General features: G+C 45.3%; 18 protein-coding genes. 10 read left to right on the forward strand and 8 right to left on the reverse strand.

What is annotated here, in order from left to right:
- Positions 1-19: 19 nt before the first annotated feature.
- Both GO755_RS24860 and GO755_RS24865 read right to left on the reverse strand, forming a co-directional pair.
- Entirely contained in the window at positions 20-1276 is a 1257-nt protein-coding gene (locus GO755_RS24860; RefSeq protein WP_157588009.1) for an alpha/beta hydrolase-fold protein, read from the reverse strand.
- A gap of 187 nt (positions 1277-1463) precedes the next feature.
- On the reverse strand, positions 1464-1820 hold the full coding sequence (locus GO755_RS24865) for a winged helix-turn-helix transcriptional regulator (protein ID WP_157588010.1): 357 nt from the start codon (positions 1818-1820) through the stop codon (positions 1464-1466).
- 167 nt (positions 1821-1987) lie between these two features.
- Between GO755_RS24865 and GO755_RS24870 the strand changes: the two genes are divergently transcribed.
- Both GO755_RS24870 and GO755_RS24875 read left to right on the forward strand, forming a co-directional pair.
- On the forward strand, positions 1988-2863 hold the full coding sequence (locus GO755_RS24870) for a pirin family protein (protein WP_157588011.1): 876 nt from the start codon (positions 1988-1990) through the stop codon (positions 2861-2863).
- Positions 2864-3243: 380 nt separating this feature from the next.
- Positions 3244-3882 (forward strand): sterol desaturase family protein, encoded by a 639-nt coding sequence (locus GO755_RS24875; protein WP_157588012.1) that lies wholly within the window; start codon positions 3244-3246, stop codon positions 3880-3882.
- A gap of 263 nt (positions 3883-4145) precedes the next feature.
- On the opposite strand, the gene GO755_RS24880 is transcribed toward GO755_RS24875, so the two are convergent.
- A complete protein-coding gene (locus GO755_RS24880) occupies positions 4146-5033 on the reverse strand; it encodes an alpha/beta fold hydrolase (protein ID WP_227687073.1) in 888 nt (295 codons plus the stop codon).
- Positions 5034-5124: 91 nt separating this feature from the next.
- Here GO755_RS24880 and GO755_RS24885 point away from each other — a divergent pair, with 91 nt between their 5' ends.
- Entirely contained in the window at positions 5125-5589 is a 465-nt protein-coding gene (locus tag GO755_RS24885; RefSeq protein ID WP_157588013.1) for a DUF1579 domain-containing protein, read from the forward strand.
- A 65-nt stretch (positions 5590-5654) separates the two neighbouring features.
- Complete coding sequence (locus GO755_RS24890) at positions 5655-6200, forward strand: alpha/beta hydrolase (protein ID WP_157588014.1); 546 nt, start codon at positions 5655-5657, stop codon at positions 6198-6200.
- Between the two features lie 266 nt (positions 6201-6466).
- Here the strand turns inward: GO755_RS24890 and GO755_RS24895 are convergent, their stop codons facing one another.
- From GO755_RS24895 to GO755_RS24910, 4 genes are all read right to left on the reverse strand, one after another.
- On the reverse strand, positions 6467-6847 hold the full coding sequence (locus GO755_RS24895) for a nuclear transport factor 2 family protein (RefSeq protein ID WP_157588015.1): 381 nt from the start codon (positions 6845-6847) through the stop codon (positions 6467-6469).
- On the reverse strand, positions 6844-7272 hold the full coding sequence (locus GO755_RS24900) for a VOC family protein (protein ID WP_157588016.1): 429 nt from the start codon (positions 7270-7272) through the stop codon (positions 6844-6846). The genes GO755_RS24895 and GO755_RS24900 overlap by 4 nt, the downstream gene beginning before the upstream one ends.
- Before the next feature lie 68 nt (positions 7273-7340).
- Positions 7341-8498, reverse strand: a complete 1158-nt coding sequence (locus GO755_RS24905) for a DUF1624 domain-containing protein (RefSeq protein WP_157588017.1) — start codon at positions 8496-8498, stop codon at positions 7341-7343.
- A 34-nt stretch (positions 8499-8532) separates the two neighbouring features.
- Positions 8533-9339, reverse strand: a complete 807-nt coding sequence (locus GO755_RS24910; RefSeq protein WP_157588018.1) for a DoxX family protein — start codon at positions 9337-9339, stop codon at positions 8533-8535.
- Between the two features lie 192 nt (positions 9340-9531).
- On the opposite strand from GO755_RS24910, the gene GO755_RS24915 reads away from it, so the two are divergent.
- From GO755_RS24915 to GO755_RS24930, 4 genes are all read left to right on the forward strand, one after another.
- On the forward strand, positions 9532-10584 hold the full coding sequence (locus tag GO755_RS24915) for a sensor histidine kinase (protein WP_157588019.1): 1053 nt from the start codon (positions 9532-9534) through the stop codon (positions 10582-10584).
- Positions 10562-11299 carry a LytR/AlgR family response regulator transcription factor gene (locus tag GO755_RS24920; protein ID WP_157588020.1) on the forward strand — a complete coding sequence of 246 codons (738 nt, stop codon included), beginning with the start codon at positions 10562-10564 and terminating at the stop codon, positions 11297-11299. Before GO755_RS24915 ends, GO755_RS24920 begins: the two co-directional genes overlap by 23 nt.
- 380 nt (positions 11300-11679) lie before the next feature.
- On the forward strand, positions 11680-12648 hold the full coding sequence (locus GO755_RS24925; RefSeq protein WP_157588021.1) for an NADP-dependent oxidoreductase: 969 nt from the start codon (positions 11680-11682) through the stop codon (positions 12646-12648).
- A gap of 5 nt (positions 12649-12653) precedes the next feature.
- Positions 12654-13571: a helix-turn-helix domain-containing protein gene (locus tag GO755_RS24930; protein ID WP_157588022.1), complete on the forward strand. Its 918-nt coding sequence runs from the start codon at positions 12654-12656 to the stop codon at positions 13569-13571.
- 216 nt (positions 13572-13787) lie between these two features.
- Here the strand turns inward: GO755_RS24930 and GO755_RS24935 are convergent, their stop codons facing one another.
- Positions 13788-14390: a dihydrofolate reductase family protein gene (locus GO755_RS24935; protein ID WP_157588023.1), complete on the reverse strand. Its 603-nt coding sequence runs from the start codon at positions 14388-14390 to the stop codon at positions 13788-13790.
- Positions 14391-15722: 1332 nt separating this feature from the next.
- On the opposite strand from GO755_RS24935, the gene GO755_RS24940 reads away from it, so the two are divergent.
- The gene (locus GO755_RS24940) at positions 15723-17009 is read left to right on the forward strand and encodes a c-type cytochrome (protein ID WP_157588024.1); all 1287 of its coding nucleotides are present in this window, start codon (positions 15723-15725) and stop codon (positions 17007-17009) included.
- 57 nt (positions 17010-17066) lie between these two features.
- Positions 17067-20174, forward strand: a complete 3108-nt coding sequence (locus GO755_RS24945) for a TAT-variant-translocated molybdopterin oxidoreductase (RefSeq protein ID WP_157588025.1) — start codon at positions 17067-17069, stop codon at positions 20172-20174.
- Positions 20175-20255: the final 81 nt, after the last annotated feature.

The following is a 20255-nucleotide window of genomic DNA, read 5'->3' on the forward strand; positions in this document are numbered from 1 at the left end:
GCGTAAACACCAATCGAGTCTAATGAATGACCATTTGCTCGGCTTTCTCCAGCTTGATTCTTACCTCCGAAGTTTCCTTTATAGAAAGTGACTTTTTGTAGCTCGCTACGGCGCGTGACTTATCCCCTTTGGCCTTATACAAGTCACCTAGAAAGTTATACGCCAAAAAACTTTCGGGGTAATTTTTTAGGTTCATCGCAAACAGCGCTTCGGCTCTGTCAAATTGTTTTTTTTCATTAAACAGATAATACGCTAGATTATTAACCAGGGCTTCTGGTGGCAACAGGGTTTTCCCGTTGGCATCCGTCATACCATACTCCGAAGTGAGGTTTTCAAAATGTGCCTTTAGAAAGGAGGTAAAGTCGAACGTAGGATCTGAATAATAACTGTCTTTTAGTGTCAATGGGTAATCCTTGAACAGGAAATGCAGCGCGTCATAAGTAGCAATCAGGGGAACCGAACTGTGGGTATCCTGGTCGTAATACTTAAAGCTTGCTTGTAAACCATTCTGGCGCTTGGCCATAAGGTAGTTAGCCAGCTTAAGGATTGAACGGGGATGTAGCGTGCCACTCGTCGTATCGTTCTGAAGCCTTAATGTGTCCATCTCGCCCGGTTGTGTATGCGCCATCGCTAAGAACAGAGATATCCCAGAGTAAGAGGTGGCTTTTAAAGCCCCTTCCACCTCCTGCAATAACCGTTGATTGTCCCACCACATGCTTGGATCGATGGCGATATATCCCTTAAAAAGGGTTTTATGATGCAGCAAGGCATTGATCACCATCAAGCCACCTAATGAATGGCCGACCAAAATTCGATATGGGGTTGTGGGATAAGTGGAATCGATATGTGGGATTAATTCTTGTTCGATAAAGGCCATAAAGGTTTCACCGCCACCCGAAACGCTGGATGTGGCATTATCGATCCATAGACCACCCACCACATGCGTTGGGGTAAGATCCCTTTTCCGGTTGGTGTTAACGATGCCAACCAGTATGGCTTCTGGCCAAAAATTGTTGCCATTGACCGAACTTAAAAAACTGATTGTCGATGCCGTGCTGGCAAAATTCCATTCCGCATCGAGTAAATAAACAACGGGATATTTTTTTTTCGGATCACTCTTAGCTGATTCAGGCACATGAATCCAGATCGCCCTTTTCTCATGTAGCTTTTTGGAATCGATACTATCGATCTTGCCAATTGCTACAGAATTGCCGGGTTGGGCTTCAACCCAACTTATGAAAAGGGATAAAACGATAGATAACAACAATCGTTGCATGCTTCAATTTTTGGTACAAAGACGAGCATAGTGTCAAACTGTTGCAACGTGACGACCTGATTTTGTATTCTTTAAAAGTGCCCGAACGGATAAAGCCTGATACGAAAAAACATTCCTGTATCTGCTGATCAAATCGGGCGCTTTTTAAGACGGTCAAGCTAAACAAGAGTAAATCAGCTCCTATCATTTATTTATCGTCCGAGACCATCTTTTTCCGGTGTAACTCTCCCCATTTGCGTAAGGATTCAATTACTTCATATAGTGTTTGGCTATGAGCTGTTAACGTGTAAGTCACCTTAGCGGGATAGGTATCATATAGATTTCGCTTGACCAACCCGTTCAACTCCAGATCCCGTAATTCTTTGGAGAGCATTCGATCCGTAATCCCGTGAACCTCTTTGGCGATTTCCCCAAACCGCTTCTCCCCGAAGGTAAGGGCCACGATAATAGGCAACTTCCACTTCCCATTTAATACATCGAGGGCATCTCGTACAGGGCGCAACGTACGGCCACATTCCTCAGGTATTAAGTTTGTTGACTCCATAGACTATCGGTTTATAAGTAGCTGGTAGCTCGTCTTATTGGGACTGTCGCTATACTTGAGTATAGTACTATACTCAAGTATACTACTTACTAAAGTATAGCAAATGTAGTAAATTTGCAGAAGAAAAGGGAACACAATCAGTAACCCTTTATAAACCAGATAGTGGTATGAGCATTCAACGAAATCTTGCCAAAATATATACACCCCGGGCTCAGCAGGGATTTTTAGGAGCGGGCCATATTGCCAGTCCTGTCATTCAGGTTGACTTTTCAGAGAGCGATCCGTTTATTGTGTTGATGGATGATCGGCTCGAAAAACGGGATGACCAGCCAGCCGGTGGACCACACCCTCACGCCGGTTTTGAAACGGTTTCCCTATTGCTGGAAGGCGAAATGGGCGACGAGGCTTACCGCATGAGTGGGGGCGATTTACAGCTAATGACCGCCGGGAGTGGCATAATTCATACCGAAACCATCGAGCGTGAAGCGACTATGCGACTCTTGCAATTATGGTTGACGCTGCCCAAGAAAGACCGCTGGGCTACACCACGGGTGCAGGATATTCCGGTAAGCCATGTGCCCAGATTCACCGATGGGTCGGTAGACATCAAGGTCTACAGCGGCTCTTTGGCGGGTGTAACGTCGCCCGTTCAGAATTATACGCCCCTGATTCTGGCCGATATCCGGTTGGCGCCCCATGCATCAACCGTACAATACATTCCAGCTCCTTACACCGCCTTTTTGTATGCGATTGAAGGTAGTGTAGAAGTTGGCGACACGAAGAAACGGTTAACGAAGGATCAGGTGGGCTGGCTTGACCGAGTCCCGGATGATGACGTCCTGAGCGAACTTAGATTAACGGCTGGAGAAACGGGCGGTCGCGTCATTCTTTATGCCGGGGAACGTCAGGGGGACGAAATTGTATCACATGGGCCCTTCATTGGCGATAAGCAGGAAGACATTCGTCGGCTTTACCAGGATTTTAGACAGGGTAAGCTGAACCATATTTCAACCCTTCCGAAAGGACAACGGATTCTATACTAATCGGCTATGTGCTGATTGAAAGTCCTAATTCACAGGGGTTATAAATCAGAAATGACCGTTTCTGATTTATAACCCCTGTTTTGTAAATTCTCACGAAACGCTCCTAGTTGAGACAAAAGAACGTCCCTTAGTTAGCCAATCTACACATTCCCTGCTTGACTCCTTTAAATAAAGTTTTCTCATAAAAACTCTTTGCGTATAACTGCTGGTTGCGCTGCTTCAGGTAGAGGACTGTAAGTCGAACGCGACTCTGAGACTAACTGTGAATTATCAGAACGCCCTAGGTGACTTTCTCCATAACTCTCCCAATTTTAGATATAATAGCGCTTCCTGTACCTGACACCGGTTATCTTTACACTTGGTAAACATAAAAATGAGGCATGGCAAAGAACTATGTATCGTTGAAGGATGAATCTGTCCGGATCTTCAAAAATCCAATTCTTGACCTATTTTCGAGAGTGCACTGGAGTACACCTCTAATCTTTTGGGTTCCAGTAGTGATTGTATCGCTATACAAAGGGTTCACTAGCGGAGTATCCTTATTATATACGATTCTACTCTTTATAGGCGCACTCGGCTTTTGGACATTGGCAGAATACATACTGCATCGATATATCTTCCATTTTCATCCAACTACAGCTTTAGGCAAACGAATCAGTTTTTTAACGCATGGGGTACATCATGATTACCCAAATGATTCTAAGCGTTTAGTTATGCCTCCTTTGTTAGGGGCACCCTTGGCCGCTATCTTCTACCTGGCATTTTATTACGTACTAGGTGAGCGCTACGTGTATCCATTTTTTGCCGGCTTTATAACGGGGTATCTTATCTATGACATGATGCACTATGCGATTCACCACGCCAAATCTTCAAATTCGTTTCTACAAGAAATGAAAACTCATCATATGGTCCATCATTTTAACGATTCCGAATCAGGCTTTGGCGTAAGTAGTAAACTTTGGGACATCGTTTTTCGAACGCTTTTCGTGGCGAAAAGTAAAGAAAAGGTTACAAATTAAGATGAAGTGGTAAGAGACTCGTTTGAGTTGAAGACAACGTAGATGCGCATCCCTGCTTTTATATTCTCAACATATCCTCCTAGTTGAGACGAAAGAGCCTACGCATATCTGCTTCAAAAAATGGGTGTTTAAATAGACGATGAATTGGCTAGAATTTAGAGGGAAAAGCATTAGGTTAAGACGGGACAAACTCATCTCCACTCGCCAATTTAGCAGGATTAATAAGTATGCCCGTTCAATCAATAGGTATCGATTGGACTAGTTTAAAACGTAGGAGGTGCTGCACTAAGATCGGAATCCAAGAAATCCGTGATCATCGGGATCAGCCAATCCGTTCGCTGGATCATGCCAATATGGGTAGTACCCGGTAGAATGGCCAGTCGGGATTGGGGCAACCCGTGTAGATCCCCCATGTTTCCACCACCCTTGGCTCGAAATAACGCCAGAGCATGTTCATAACGGACGCCGTCAGCATCACCCATGGCCAGGAAGATCGGAGCCGGGATGCTTTTTACTTCTTTCGACCAATCATAAGGCCTTAGGTCGATACCGATCACCTTGTTGAAAAATTCAGGAAAATGGGCCGTATCGTTTCCGAGGCTTTCGTATTGCTCTTGAATTGGCGTGCCGTTAAATTGCTCGGCAGTGGCTGTCGCGAAACTAGCTTCTGCATCGGGCCACCAGCCGTCATGGGCATACGTACCGGACAAGACGACCAGTCTGCGTACCTGCTCTGGGTGGCGGACGGCTAACTGAAAAGCTACCCCGCCCCCCATACTGTAGCCCACGATGTCTGCCTGGTCTAGGTTGAGGTGTTTCAGCAGACCCGACACATCATCGGCCATTGTTTCGTACCTAATTTCGCGAGATATATCTCGGGTACGACCGTGCCCTTGCATTTCCGCTACAATCACTTTTCGGTCTTTCATCAGCAGAGGTATAATGTGTGACCAATTCAGCGGGATGGTCATAAACGAGCCATGCAGTAGGACGATGGGTTTGCCCTTACCATAAACCTCATAATACATGTTTAACCCGTTAACGGCTGCATAACCACTCTCAATAGGCTCTAAATTCTGGTTGACATCCATATCGCTTGAGGCAGGTAACGTTAGTTGACCATAAGTTGGCTCCTGGTGGTGAGCTACCATTAGCGTTATAACAAAGGCAAGCAAGCGACTGTTTAGGAGTTACTTAGGTATCACTTATTAGCCTTATAGCCAACTATCGGCGAAGAACAGCATGAAAAAGCAACCCACCCATGCAGCACAGATTCCCAATCCGGCCCTAAACCCTTTCCGCAAATTGGTTGGCGAATGGAAAACGGTAGGCACGCATCCGGCTCTTCCGGGCAAACAACTAACTGGATACTCTTCCTTCAATTGGATGGAAGGGGGCGCTTTTTTGATCTGGCATTCCGAGATGGATGAGGAAGGATTTCCTAATGGTATTGCCATTTTTGGCAGCGACGACGCCACTAATAAATGGTTCATGCTCTACTTTGATGAGCGGAAAGTGTCGAGAATGTATGAGGTTTCATTGCAGAATAATGTATTGAGTTGGTGGCGCGACGCGCCTGATTTCTCTCAACGATATATCTGGACCTTTACGGACGATGATAATACGATGATCAGTAAAGGTGAATTGAGCAAAAACGGCACGAGCTGGGAAGCCGATTTAGAACAGGTATTTACGCGCGTCATGTAATCGAACTGGCGTTACAACCCTATTGGTCTACTAATACTAAACCACGAGCCTATAGCTGGCAGGTCATGAGAAAACAAGTGCTTTTTATACAGGGCGGGGGGGACGATGGGTATAAGGCCGACGCACAGTTGGTGGACTCTCTGCAAAACGCATTAGGAGAGAATTATGAAATACGTTACCCTCAGCTGCAAACAGATCAGGCGGCTCCAGATTTTGGTTGGGTGGAGCAAATTGAAAACGAAATTGGTAAATTCACCAATGATGTCATTTTAGTCGCTCACTCCCTGGGTGCTTCCCTACTGCTTAAATACTTGTCTGAGCATAGGATTTCGAAAACAGTAGGCCGGATTTTCCTGCTCGCTACCCCCTTTTGGAAGGGCCAGGAGTCTTGGGTACAGGGGTTAAAACTTCCTGACGATTTCGCCAAACGCCTTCCCAAAAATAGTCGACTCTTTTTTTACCATTGTCAGGACGATAAAGAGGTCCCATTTGATAACCTTGCCATTTACCGACAAAAGCTTCCAGGGGCAACGTTTCGCGAAATGGAAAGTGGCGGTCACCAACTGGGCAACAACCTTACTGGAGTAGCCAAGGATATTAAAGCCTCCTAGTGTCAGATTATGCTCGCAATCAGCAACGTTGGGTGGTTACCAGGAAGATAGAGGGCTTTATTTGGCTGACTTGACGCTATCTGAGATAAACAAGACTTCACCTGATAATATTTGTATAAAAGAATTCTGTCACCATTAGGTACATATTCTCAAATAACGCTCCCGTGTGAGACGAAGGATCGCTCATGATATGTGCTTCAAAAATTGGCCGGTTTGGGCCGTGGTCAAGCCATTTTTTTCCTTCACCATCGGATGTTTTCAACTGGTTAAGCTTTTTCTGGAATGGATTTAGTCATAGCATAATGACAATATATGATCGCGGCTTTACCCTGCTCATTCAGTTGAAAGACTTCACAAGCCAGTCGGTCATTCACTGACGTGTAGTAAATAGCCAGCGTGTCGATACCCACAAAAACGTTGTGCAACGTGAAGTGTAGGTTGAGATAGGTAGCCAGGCTAAGCTGAAAATAACGTTCCAGGTCGCGCTTGCTTGTAATACAACCTGACTCATTGAACTTTAGCTGCGGAATGAATGGCGAATAAAATTTCAACTCGTCAGCATAATGGTCTAAAATAGCGGTCAGATCATGGGCATTAAACGCACTGATCCATTCATCGGCAAATTGGTAGGCTTGTTCCTGATTCATATGGCCTTGTCTGCTTTAAAAACCCAGCCAACGCCATACTTATCGGTGAATTGACCATAACTGCCAAAGGGCACCGAATGGAGTTCTTGAAACGTTCGCTTGTCCGGATCAGCCCCTTCGGCGAGTTTATCAAAAACTGATTTGAGTTCCTGGTAGGAGCTCCCAATCAGGAACAGACTAACCGTATTGCCTGGTTTAGGCTCCAGACTGGGGGAAGCCATCCAGTCGGTGGCCGAAATATCAATAGCACCGCTTTTTAGTTGCGCGTTAATAATGCGGTTGTGTTTTTCGACGGGCAACTGATCCTTCATAGGCGTATCAGCCAATTTGGTCAGGGTTAACTCGCCACCCAGACACTGCTGATAAAAGGTCATAGCCTCGGCACAATTGCCATCAAATAAGAGAAACGGGGTGCAATGGATCATGGTCTATTTCAGGGTTATTGATGAGTTACTCATTGATAAACGACTGCGTTTAACTAACTGATTGCTGCTCAGATGTACCGTAGCCACGTTTGCTCTTTATGCCGCTCCTTATAGGTTCCATACCATTTACAAAGCGGGTACATCAGCAAGACAATGAAGGCCCAAATCAAATAAACAGCCCATAAGTCAATGCCGCTGCCCGTTTTTGGTCGACCGAAATTAAAACCGAATACCAGATCAGCGCTTTTGAATCCTTGCAGAAAGACCATGACAAAAACGAGCGGGTGAATCAAATACCAGTGGACCAGAAAATAGAACAGAGGTGTTTTCCCATACACACGCACAATACCCGTCCAACGGTTATTCATGCCTTGTACCAGAGAAAGAATGAGAAACATGATCCCCAGAAAAAGTAAACAGAACTGCAGCGATGGGGGATATTTGTTCATGTTGACGAACGAGAGAAACGTGTAGAGCAGATTCTTTTGTTGAGACCAGTTGACCGGATCACCATATAGGTTAGCCGCTCTTAAAAGAATAAATAAACCCAGCGATAGTAAACCTGTCTTCAGAAAGATCTTTCGTTGGACCTTTTCGGGTGACTCGAAAAAATGGCCGACATCGTAGCCGATCAGCATAATGCCGAGCCAGGGAACCGGCGGGTAGGCGACAAAAAATAGTTTTCCGGTATTATACGGAAAAGCCATTGGTGAAAAAAGTGATCTCAGCACGTTTAAAAGCAAGTTTTCTGGGACCGGAATCAAGGTGATTAATCCATGAAGAGCGACGATTATACCTCCGATTAACCCGATCGTCCGGGAGGGCAATGGTAACAACGCGCTGAGGATAAGGAAACCAATCCCAATGGCGGCAATTACCTCAAAGATCAGTACATCGAAGTTCGGGTCGAACCACATGCCGAAATTGACTACACTGAACTCTAACCCCACCAGCCAGATGCCCCTTGATAACAGGAAGCGCCTTGTCGCGGCCAGATCCTGTTTAGCGTTCATTGACAGAAAAGCGGAAACACCGGAAAGAAACACGAACGTCGGGGCACATAAATACGTGACCCACCGGGTAAAAAATAACGCCGGTGTGGTGGTGGTCAGATCCGTAGGTGACTGCGTTAATGAAGTGGTATGCAACAGGTCACGAACGTGGTCCAGGGCCATAATGATCATAACCAGACCGCGCATAACATCAATACTGTTGTTTCGTTTCATGATTCTTGGTATTTCGCTTATCAATTCGTGAGCCTCATCGCCAACGTTCGATATCCTCTACCCATTTCTGCTGCTTCATGGTGAGCCCGATCAGTAACGCCACCCCGCTGTAAGCAAGCGCGTCAAACGCACTGGCCAGGAGATTGCCCCGGTTTGCTACGGGATTCGACAGAGCACCGGGGACATGGACCAGCCAGAACCACAAAAAGATCATCAGAGAAAGTAACAGGGCGATGATCCGGACCCTTATCCCCAGGATAATAGCTATGCCCGAAGCGGTTAAGGCGATGCCCGTCACATTGACCCAAAACAGGTGGTTTGCCATCCAATCGGGAACGGTATTTGCCAGAAACTCTGCATAAATAATGTGTGAGATCCCAAAGCTGGTTATAGTGTAGAGGAAAAACAGATTGCCATAGGGCATGATTTTTTCTAACGCCATCAGCTTACCGGTTAGTGGTATCTCAAACGAGTAGGCTACTACAAAGGCCCCACCAGCCAGAGCCAGTTCCTTCAAGGGAGCCGTCCATAAGCCTAAGTGATACAGTTTATTGGGTTCTGAGATGAGCTCGTAGGTCATATGAGTTCCCAGGAGCAGTGATAGCCAGACAGCACCCAGCAATAGAGCCGCTTTTTTCCCGGCACCGGATACAACCAGTAAAGTACTGGTGACGATCAGATAGAGTCCGAAAAGCCAGGCGAATACATTCAGGAAAGGGAGGTGATTCTGATAGACCGAAAAAAATACATCTCTGAAAGTCCCAAAATAAATTTGTTGACAACCATACACAAAAAGAGCGATAGCGTAGAAGGCCCTGCCAATCCGTACTAGTTGTTTCATGGTGATCTGGGTGTTACTGGATGGAAGCTCAAAAGTAGAGACAAGTCTTTTCGCCCAAGCTTATTATCTGTACACAACCTAATTCATCGATATACACCGTTTACCGATGAATTAGGTCGTTGATCGAAAATCGGGTACCGCAGTAGTTCGCTGAGGGCCAAAACGCTTACTTTAGCCTGGAATAGCCAGATCATGAAATTAACCAGAGAAGTTGCGTTCAATGCCGTTTTCTGGCTGCTGTATTTCCTCTATCAGTGGCTTGGTTTGGCGTCTCTATATGGCGATTATCCCGGCTACTTTATCAACGCCTGCATGGCCCTTCCGGTCGCCTTCTTCTTTTCCTGGCTGGCCGTTCATTTTCTGATTAAGAAGCATTTAGCGGAAACCAACAAGGCAATCTATTGGGTGTATCTGGTTCTCTACTCGATTTTGTTGCTCCTCGCTAGGCGGTATATCAATTATTATCTTATTTATCCGAAGTACTTTCCGCAAGCCCAGCATACACCGTTTCTTTCGACTGGAAAAATGCTGGTCGATTTTGTTAACCTCTACACAATAACCGGCTTATACGTTTTGTATTATTTTATACGATCCTGGTATGAGCAACGCTTACGAGTACAGCAATTGGTGCAGCAGAAAACGGCGGCAGAACTAGACCTGTTGAAAGCCCAGGTTCAGCCCCATTTTGTTTTTAATATGTTAAATAATATGTACGCTACGGCCTTAAAAAGTAGTCCCGAGACGGCATCGCTGATTGCGCATCTGTCGGGTTTTCTGGAGTACAATTTGTATGAATCAACTCAGGCGATGGTGGCCTTAACGACGGAGATTGCCTATATCGAACATTATATCGAACTACAAAAAAACAGATATGGTCCCAAACTGGACGTATCGATTAATATATATACCCCCATCAATGGTCTCCAGATCGCCCCTTTGCTCTTATTGCCCTTGGTGGAGAACAGCTTTAAACATGGCGTGGCTAACTCGTCAGGATTCAGCTGGATTCGGATCGATATTTCCAGGATGCCCGGCCAATTTTCGGTTAAGATCGCTAACAGTAAGGACGAACAGGGACCTATCCATGTATCCGCTACCGGAGGGATTGGCTTGTCGAACGTAAAAAAAAGATTGGTATTACTCTATCCGGATGCTCATGATCTAACGATTATTGACGAGCCTCATTCGTACCTGATTAGTTTGACAATTAAACCCTTGAAAAATGACGAACTGCTTAGTCGTTGATGATGAAGCGCCGGCCAGGACGTTACTCAATCAGCATCTTTCAGATCTGAACGGTTTTACCGTTTTAGCCTCCTTAGACAATGCGGTCGATGCGTTCACGTTTTTGCAGACAAACCCGGTTGACCTGGTATTCCTTGATATTCAGATGCCCAAACTATCGGGTCTTGAATTGATACGATCATTAAAAACCCGCCCAAAGATCATTCTAACGACTGCATACCGGGAGTACGGGGCCACTGCCTTTGATCTGGATGTGTTAGATTACCTGGTTAAACCGATCACCCAGGAACGATTCATGCGAGCCATCTCAAAGTACATGCAGTCTCAAAACAGCCCGGAGTTAGCTTCCCAGATTCCCAGTCGCTATGAGGAGATGTATATGTTTTTTAAGGTTGGCCGGGATCAACTGAAAATTTTCCTGAAGGACATTATTTTTATTGAGGGGTTGGCCGACTATATAAAGATACACACGAACGATAAGTCATACGTAGCGTCAGAAAAATTAGGGTACATGGAGGAGAAACTTCCTGACGCTAAGTTCATTCGGGTGCACAAATCGTTTATTATTGCCTGGGATAAACTACTCAGTTACAACACTGAGCAGGTTAATCTCGTTGCTGGAACCATTCCGCTGGGCCGGTTATATAAAAGTGCCTTTTTGCGAAAAATCCAGGCCGGAAGCGTAAGCTTGCCCGCCTTTAAGACCAACTCATAGTAGCGTTTGTTCGCTAAAAAAGGGTGGGGAGCGACGTATCACACCTGTGCTTGACAGTGAGACCTAGTCATGGAAACCAGGCCCCAGGGTTAACTCAAGACGAAGATATCGGAAGTAAATCAGGCCAATGAAGCGAATAGACAGGTGGGGTAAATGTATCGGTCAATTGGCGAAATGACGCGACCTGACTAGTTAGTCAGGGGGACAAGCAATCGGCTTCATTATAAAATTGATTGGATGGATAAGCCACTGCTTATCCATCCACCGTTCAGAAACGAATTTCTATATGTATAGTCGACGCTTTGGTTAAAACAAAGGGCATTTTGGTTAAATCTACCACCAATTGGTTGCAGACCTTTGTGTAACAAAACAGAGCAACGATGAAAGCAATCAGAATTTACGAGTTCGGCGAACCAGAGGTGATGAAAATTGTGGAGGTGGAGCGCCCTGCTCCCGCAGCCGATGAGATCTTGGTAAAAGTTTACGCGGCCAGTGTAAATCCAGCCGATTATATCATACGCCGAGGGGGAAATGAAGGGTTAAAGCCACTTTTGAAATTACCCATGGGATTAGGCATTGATGGGGCGGGAATTGTAGAAGAACTTGGCAGCGAAGTAACTGAATTCAAAAAAGGTGACCGGGTGTATGGTGTTCCCAATTATTTAGATGGCAGCTACACAGAATATCTTGCAGCAAAATCCACCCAATTTGCCCTTATGCCGCATACAATCAACTTTAACCAAGCCGCTTCGTTACCTGCCTGTGCACGGATGGCCTGGAGCGGTATGGTGGAGAAGGCGAAGGTCCAACCAGGCCAGCGTGTGTTGATCCATGGTGCGGCAGGGGGGATCGGAAACCTGGCGTTACAGTTTGCCAAGGCTTATGGTGCCTATGTCATTGGTACGGCATCGGCACATAATGCTGATTTTTTAAGAGAGTTAGGAGCTGACGAGGTGATCGACTATAACACCCAAAAATTTGAGGAGGTTGTGAGCGATATGGACGTGGTATTCAATGCTACGCCTACCACTACTGTTGATGAAGCGTTGCGCCTGAGATCTGTTCCGGTTTTGAAAGAAGGCGGTATCTTTGTTTGTACGCATGGCGTGTGGCCCAGCGAGGAGTTTAAGGGCCTACTGGCCAGAAAAAAGGCGACAGTTTTGATGGCTGGTGTCGATATAAATCACCAGCATTGCTTTACTGAAGTGGCCAAATTGATTGACGCGGGCAAAGTGAAAGCGATTGTCAGTAAGGTTTATCCATGGGAGCGGGCAGCCGAGGCACATCGCGATAGTGAAACGAAACATGTTCGCGGAAAAATTGTGCTCCAAATTCGTCAGGAAGATTAAAACCTATGCGGCACTATAAAACGATTAGCGAATGGTTCCAGGCCTGGCAACTGCCAAAGCCTGGACATCCGCTAATCAGTGTACTTCAGGTAGATGTTGCCAGAGTGATACGCAGCGGTGAGACAGTGGCGAGTTTTTGTGACTTTTATTGCATCGCTATCAAGCGGGTTACAGGTGCCGAAGAGCTTAAATTGAAATACGGGCAGCAACCTTATGATTTTAATGAGGGGATCATGTCTTTCGTATCGCCCGGCCAGGTAACCAGCCTTGCTGTCGAAAAAGACGTTGAAGTAAAGCAATCGGGATGGTATCTAATCGTCCATCCCGATTTCCTATGGAACACTCCATTAGCCGCTACTATAAGGCGATATGAGTTTTGGGATTATGCTGTAAACGAAGCTTTATTTCTTTCTGAAAAAGAAGAAGAGATTATTATCGGCATCCTTCAAAATATACATCGCGAAACACATGCGAATATTGACAAATTCAGCAAGCAGATCATTATATCACAGTTGGAAAGCTTGCTCAACTATGCTGAGCGCTTCTATAACCGTCAGTTCATTACACGCGAAAAGGCTAATCACCAACTACTTGATCGCCTGGAAAAAGCGTTGACTGATTACCTAAGCAGCGGGCAACCGGCCACTAAAGGTTTGCCGACCGTCAACGATATGGCCGCCCTGCTGCATATCACCCCAAAATACTTAAGTAGTCTGTTACGGATGCATACGGGGCAAAACACCCAGCACTATATCCACGAAAAGCTGATTGAAAGGGCCAAAGAACGAATATCCACCAGTGATCTTACCATGAGCGAGATCGCTTACGAATTGGGATTTGAACATGTGCAATCGTTTAGCCGATTGTTTAAAGCGAAAACCCGGCTTTCCCCACTGGCGTTCAGGCAGTCGTTCAACCATTAGCCATCAGAATTTCCGCATCGGAAGGTTATAGTTTCGACAGATGATGAAGTAATCTTTTCGGACTGATCCTACTGATAAAAGTAGTCTGCGACCTAAAACATGATTAAGTCGCTCAACTTTGGTTTGTAACCCCTACTTTACAAAATCTCACTAATCGCTCCCTTTCCGGTACGATGAACGAGGTGTATCATGTAACACTATCTAAAGTGTACTTTTCTATACAGGATTTCTAATTAATACAGGATAACGCAGATGAGTAACGCCCATCCCCGCGATGATGGTTGGGTTGCCAAGCACATACGGGGTGTTGGCCAGATGGTCGAAGAGCCGAATGCCAGAACCCAGAAGAACGGCAGCAATGTCAATCTGTAGTTCATCGAGTAGACCCGCGTTTAGACATTGCTGGATGGTATCCGCACCATGAACGCCAACGGCCTTTCCTGAGGCCGCAGCTTTAGCCTGCCTAACGGCCGACTCCAAGCCATCGGTGACGAAGTGTACAGTCGAGTTAGGCTTTGGCCAGCCATCAGGGATAGCGTGAGTCAGTACGAAGGCTGGTCCCCACCCATGATTACCTCCCCATCCATGGGCAACCTCGAAAGTACGTCTACCAGTTAGGACAGCGCCAAGTTCATGGACAAGACTTTTGTAATGTTGGGCACTGGGAGGGGATAGGTGGAAGGTCATGGCATCTGCTCCGCCAGCCTTGATTTCCACCTCGCCCGAAAAATACCAATCAAACACCTCGGCTACGCCATCCTGATTATCGGCGACATAGCCGTCAAGCGACATGGACATTATTGCGATTACTTTAGACATAGTTTTTTAAAATTAGTTAGCCCTTATAAAGTGTATAACAGGGAAATAGCTTGACACTAGCTATTTCCCTGTTATACCGATAACTATTATTTGCCTTTCGGTTCCATTTCATTGAAATCAACCTTTGTGTCTAGACCTTTCCTAGGGCTATAGACCAGATTTCTTAAGGAATATCGACATTAAGTTTACCCTGTCTTAGACTGAAATTGAGGTTGTGTTTAAACGCTGCTGAAAAAATAGCCGCTTTTCCAAAAACCGAAGTTTGATTAGGATATCGTGGTCTTTCAAACAGTCTACCAGGAGAATTAAGTAAAGACTAGTTCCTACTCAATGTAGTTGGTGCATAACCAATAGAGGGCAGACTAAAAAAGTCAGTATTTATCTCGGGGTGGTTGACGGCTGGAATAATCCTCTTTTCAAGTGACGATGGAATCTTCATGTATCTACTTCATAAACGGACGTTTGTTGAAGTGAACAAGACAGTTCAATGTTTTCCAAAAGAAATTTATCGGATCAATCACAACAATCAGACGTTCGGAGGGACATGATCAACTAAATAGGCGTTGCTGAAGGCCATTAATGTACATTGATCAGTTCCTAACAAAAGCGGCTCAGTTTGCCCAGATCCGAAGTCTAGGTCGGAAAGAGTCAGCTATTGCCCAAATTCCGCTTTTATCCCAAAAGAGTTCGTGTAGGTGTTTTTTGACGAAAAGAAGGCCTTCTTTATTATTATTCGCAATTCAGGTTTTGCTCCACCAACCGACAACAAAAACTTTATACACTCAACTTAGGAAGTGCCCACTAGGCTTATTCGTTACCTAAATTTTGATTCCCATTGAAATTGTTTGATATTCAATGGTTTATACGTAAATGTGCAATCCTAGTGTAACTAGAATTGTTACAGATTTGCGAAATAGTTTGTTGTTTCGGTTACTTCTAGGTAAGTAATTACATTAATTGAGGGGTGGTTGACGCTGGTCTATAGCCATATGGTAAGAGCAAATCTAGTTAGCTCGTCATGAGAATTTTAGACGACTTTTTAAATATCTGATTACTGGGAGTTAGGCACACATTGGTCTTTTCAAACAACAAGCTAAATTTTTAATGTGTATGCCGTTTTATAGACATACTAACTGAAGAGCCCTGGAATAGTACTTTTTTTAGCAAAAACAGTAATGATAAGTAATTATTCGTGGAAAATGGCGCTTAAAAGTTCTGATTAATTAGAACCAATATAAATAAAAACGACGGCACAAATAACTAAACATCAATTTTTGCCTATACAGCAATCGTGTCGTACTTTTGGGCGCTAATAAAAAAGCAGTGGTGATTATGTTGATTCACTCAATTAATATAGTTCATAAAATGAGTTGTTTATACAAGCTTTGCGGAGTCGTAGTTCTATCACTTATGCTACTGGTTTCCAGTGGTCAAGTGAAGGCACAGGATGCAGCTGCTCCAGCAGGCGGTGGTGATGCTGAAAAAGGAAAGACCCTGTTCACGAATAACTGCGCCCAATGTCACTCGGTGACCGGTGAAAAAGTCGTAGGACCTGGTCTCAAAGGAATTGAAACCCGTGCCCCAAGTAAAGACTGGTTGCATAAATGGATTAAAAACTCGTCGGCTCTGATTGCTACCGGTGATGCATATGCCAATCAGGTATTCAATGCCAACGGTAAAATTCAAATGTCAAGCTTCCCAAGCTTGAGCGATGCTGACATTGATGGTATCCTGGCATACATCGACGGAGCGAACAAAGCACCGGCTCCTGGACCAACCGCTACTACTGATGGTACTAGTTCTGCTCCCGCAGCAGCGGCCTCTTCTGGTCCATCAGAACTCTTCACATTTGTACTGATTGCTCTGTTGCTGGTAATGCTCTTGGTTTTAGGCGTTCTGCTGGCGATCGTATCGATTCTGTCGAAGGCTGTTTCTCCAATTACTGCTGAAGATGTAACCGTAGTAACATCTACATTTGGCCAACGCCTTAAAACGGGTCTGTCGGATGCTTTCAATAACCCGACACTTCGTTCGATTGTAATCTGGCTGTTTCTATTAGTAGCTGCTAAAGAAACGTTCGATGGTGCTTATAGCATCGGCATTCAGCAAGGTTATGCCCCTAAGCAGCCTATTGCTTACTCACATAAACTGCACGCAGGTCAATACAAAATTGACTGTAACTATTGCCATACTGGTGCTCAGAAAGGTAAGAATGCTACCATTCCTGCTGCTAACATCTGTATGAACTGCCATGGTGTCATCAAAAAAGAGTCACCAGAGATTCAAAAGATTTACACGGCTATTGAAGAGAATCGCCCTATCGAATGGGTTCGGGTTCACAACCTGCCTGATCTGGCTTACTTCAACCACTCTCAGCACGTAAACGTAGGTAATGTAGCTTGTCAGACCTGCCACGGCGAAATTGAGAAGATGGAAGTAGTAGAAGCTCGTTCATCATTGACGATGGGCTGGTGTATCGACTGCCACCGCCGTACTGAGGTGAACACCAAAGACAACGCTTACTACGACAAGCTCGTTGCTCTTCACCGGAAAGAAAGTAAAGAACCACTTAAGGTTGCTAACATCGGCGGTCTGGAATGTTCTAAATGTCACTATTAATCCACGGGGCCTGATCAGGCCAGCTCACCAATAGGGTACTTACCGCATACAACACGCATGGAAAATACATCTAAACGGTATTGGAAAGGGGTTGAGGAGTTACGCAACGATGAGACGTTTGTTAAGAACGCCAACAGCGAATTTGCGAACCCTGACCTGAGCGAATCGTCGAACGACCTGGATGGTTTGCTCGGTGGTTCAAACACCCAACGCCGTGACTTCCTCAAAGTAATGGGCTTTGGTATGGCAGCTGTTTCTCTAGCCGCCTGTGAAACACCAGTCCACAAAGCTATTCCGTATATTAATAAGCCGGAATTTACATTCCCATCAATATCTGACTATTACGCATCTACATTTAGTGAGGGCGGAGACTACGCAGCTATTCTTGTCGAAACTCGCGAAGGTCGGCCCATTAAAATAGAAGGCAATACGTCGTCAAGCGTATCGAAAGGTGGAACAACACCACGTTCGCAGGCATCAGTTCTGTCGCTTTACGACATCGATAAACTGAAAGGTCCAAAGCGTGGTGACGCCGACATCGACTGGGCTACTGCTGATAAGGAAATTCTCAGCCAGTTAAATTCAGTTGCGGCAAAAGGCGGAGCCATTCGCATTGTTACTTCGACAATTCTTAGCCCAGCTACCAAAGCAGTTATCGCCGATTTCGTAGCAAAATACCCAACGACGCGCCACATCACGTATGATGCGCACTCGGTATTTGGTATTGTTCAGGCTAACCAGGCTTCATTTGGTAAAGCAGTTATCCCATCCTATGATTTTGGTAAAGCGCAGACGATTGTCAGCGTTGGCGCCGACTTCCTGGGTACTTGGGTTGGCCCTATCGAGTATATGGGTCCATATGCTAAAGGACGGCAAATTGGTGCAATAGGTGGTGGTAAGAAAACCATGTCGCGCCATTATCAATTCGAGACTGGTCTTTCAATGACCGGCGCTAATGCTGATTACCGTACAGCGATCAAACCTTCACAGGAAGGACTGGTTGTTGCAGCTTTGTATAACAAGGTAGCAGCCAAGTTAGGTGGAGCAGCTATCAGCATAGCCGCGGTTGACGTTGCTCATTTGGACAAAGCAGCTACGGACCTCGCCAATTCAAAAGGTAAGGCACTGGTTGTATCGGGTTCGAATGATCCAAACATACAGATTGTTGTTAACGCGCTGAATAACCTCTTGGGTAGCTACGGCACAACGATCGATCTTAACTCACCAGTTAACTACCGGCAGGGTAACGATCAGCAAATGAGTGCCTTCATTAGCGAAGCTAAAGCTGGTCAGGTTGGTGCTGTGTTGTTCTTCGGAGCAAATCCAGTATACGATCATCCGAATGGTGCTGAACTAGCTGAGGCACTTCCTAAAATTGCTTTATCTGTTTCCTTTGCTGACCGGGCAGATGAAACCGCTTCATTAGCAAAATACATTACCCCAGCTCCTCACTTCCTGGAATGCTGGAATGATGCTGAGCCAAAACAAGGTTTCTATAGCCTCACGCAGCCAGCCATCACCCTTATTTTCAAAACCCGTCAATTCCAGTCGAGCTTACTGACCTGGATTGGTAAGCCTAGTGATTTCCAATCCTATCTGAAAAACTACTGGCGTGCTAATCAGTATCCAAAAGCATCGGGCTTTAGCTCATTTGACGCTTTCTGGGTAAAATGCCTGAACGATGGTGTTTTTGAACCAAACAAAGGAGCTGTAACTGCCGGTGGTGCTTCGTTCACTGGAAATGTTGCACAGGCCGCTGCTGGAATCGCCCAACGTTACAAGCCAACAACCGGCATGGAGTTGGACTTGTACGAAAAAGTGGGTATTGGTACAGGAGCCATGGCTAACAACCCTTGGTTACAAGAGTTACCTGATGCTGTTTCAAAAGCTTGTTGGGATAACTACGCTGCCATTTCGCAGAAAACAGCGAAGGCTATGGGTCTTGCCCAAAATGATCTGGTAACTGTTTCGGTAAATGGCAAATCAGTTGAATTGCCCGTACTGATTCAACCGGGCCAAGCTGACGATACTGTATCCATTGCTATCGGTTATGGTCGTGAGAAGGCAGGCAAATCGGCAAATGGTGTTGGTAAAAATGTCTTCCCATTTGTTAGCCTTACAGGTGGTTATGCTACGTATTCTTCCTTCTCTGCTAAAGTAGAAAAAGCAAGTGGATCGCATGTAATTGCTCAGACACAGACGCACGATACCGTAATGGGTCGTCGGGCAGTTTTGCAGGAATCTGTCTTATCTGAATATGTGAAGAACCCTAAGGCTGGTCGTTACGAGCCTAAAGTACAGACATCAGTAGGACCAACAGATCCAAACGATATTACTCTTTGGAACGGTTACGGTAAGCCAGTGCACTCATGGGGTATGGTCATTGACCTGAACTCATGCTTAGGTTGTGGTACTTGTATCGTTGCCTGTAACGCCGAAAACAATATTCAGGTTGTTGGCCGTAAGGAAGTCATTAATCGTCGTGAAATGCACTGGCTTCGAATTGACCGCTACTATAGCAGCGATGCCGAGCCTGAAGATTATTCGGCATTGGAAATCGCTTCTGCAAATCCAGAAGTAACGTTCCAGCCAATGCTTTGCCAGCATTGCAGCAATGCGCCTTGTGAAACGGTTTGTCCTGTATTGGCTACTACGCACAGCACAGAAGGTCTGAACCAAATGACCTACAACCGTTGTATCGGTACTCGTTATTGTGCTAACAACTGCCCATACAAAGTGCGTCGGTTCAACTGGTTCAAGTATTTTGACAATGATAACTACGATTATCATTTCAATAATGACCTGGGTAAAATGGTCATTAACCCAGATGTAACAGTTCGTTCACGTGGTGTTATTGAAAAATGCTCATTCTGTGTTCAACGGATTCAGGAAAGCAAACTGACAGCTAAGAAAGAACGTCGTAAACTGGGAGCTGATGAAGTTCAGACAGCTTGTTCGCAAGCTTGTTCGACCGGAGCGATTATCTTTGGTGATATGAACAACCCAGAGAGCACAATTTCGAAAGTACTTGAAGTTGAGCTGGAAGGACGGGCATTCCACGTACTGGAGGAAATCAACGTGAGACCACAAATCTCATACCTGACGAAAATCCGGAACAAAGACGAAGAGCCAACGAAAGAAGCTACTAAAGAATCACACGCATAAACCAATTGCGATTTAGATAAGTGAGTTGCAATGAGTAAAACCTTGTAATTTCACAAAGTATAAATCGTCTATCGTCAATCG

It is taken from the genome of Spirosoma arboris (assembly GCF_009754945.1).
Lineage (GTDB): Bacteria > Bacteroidota > Bacteroidia > Cytophagales > Spirosomataceae > Spirosoma > Spirosoma arboris.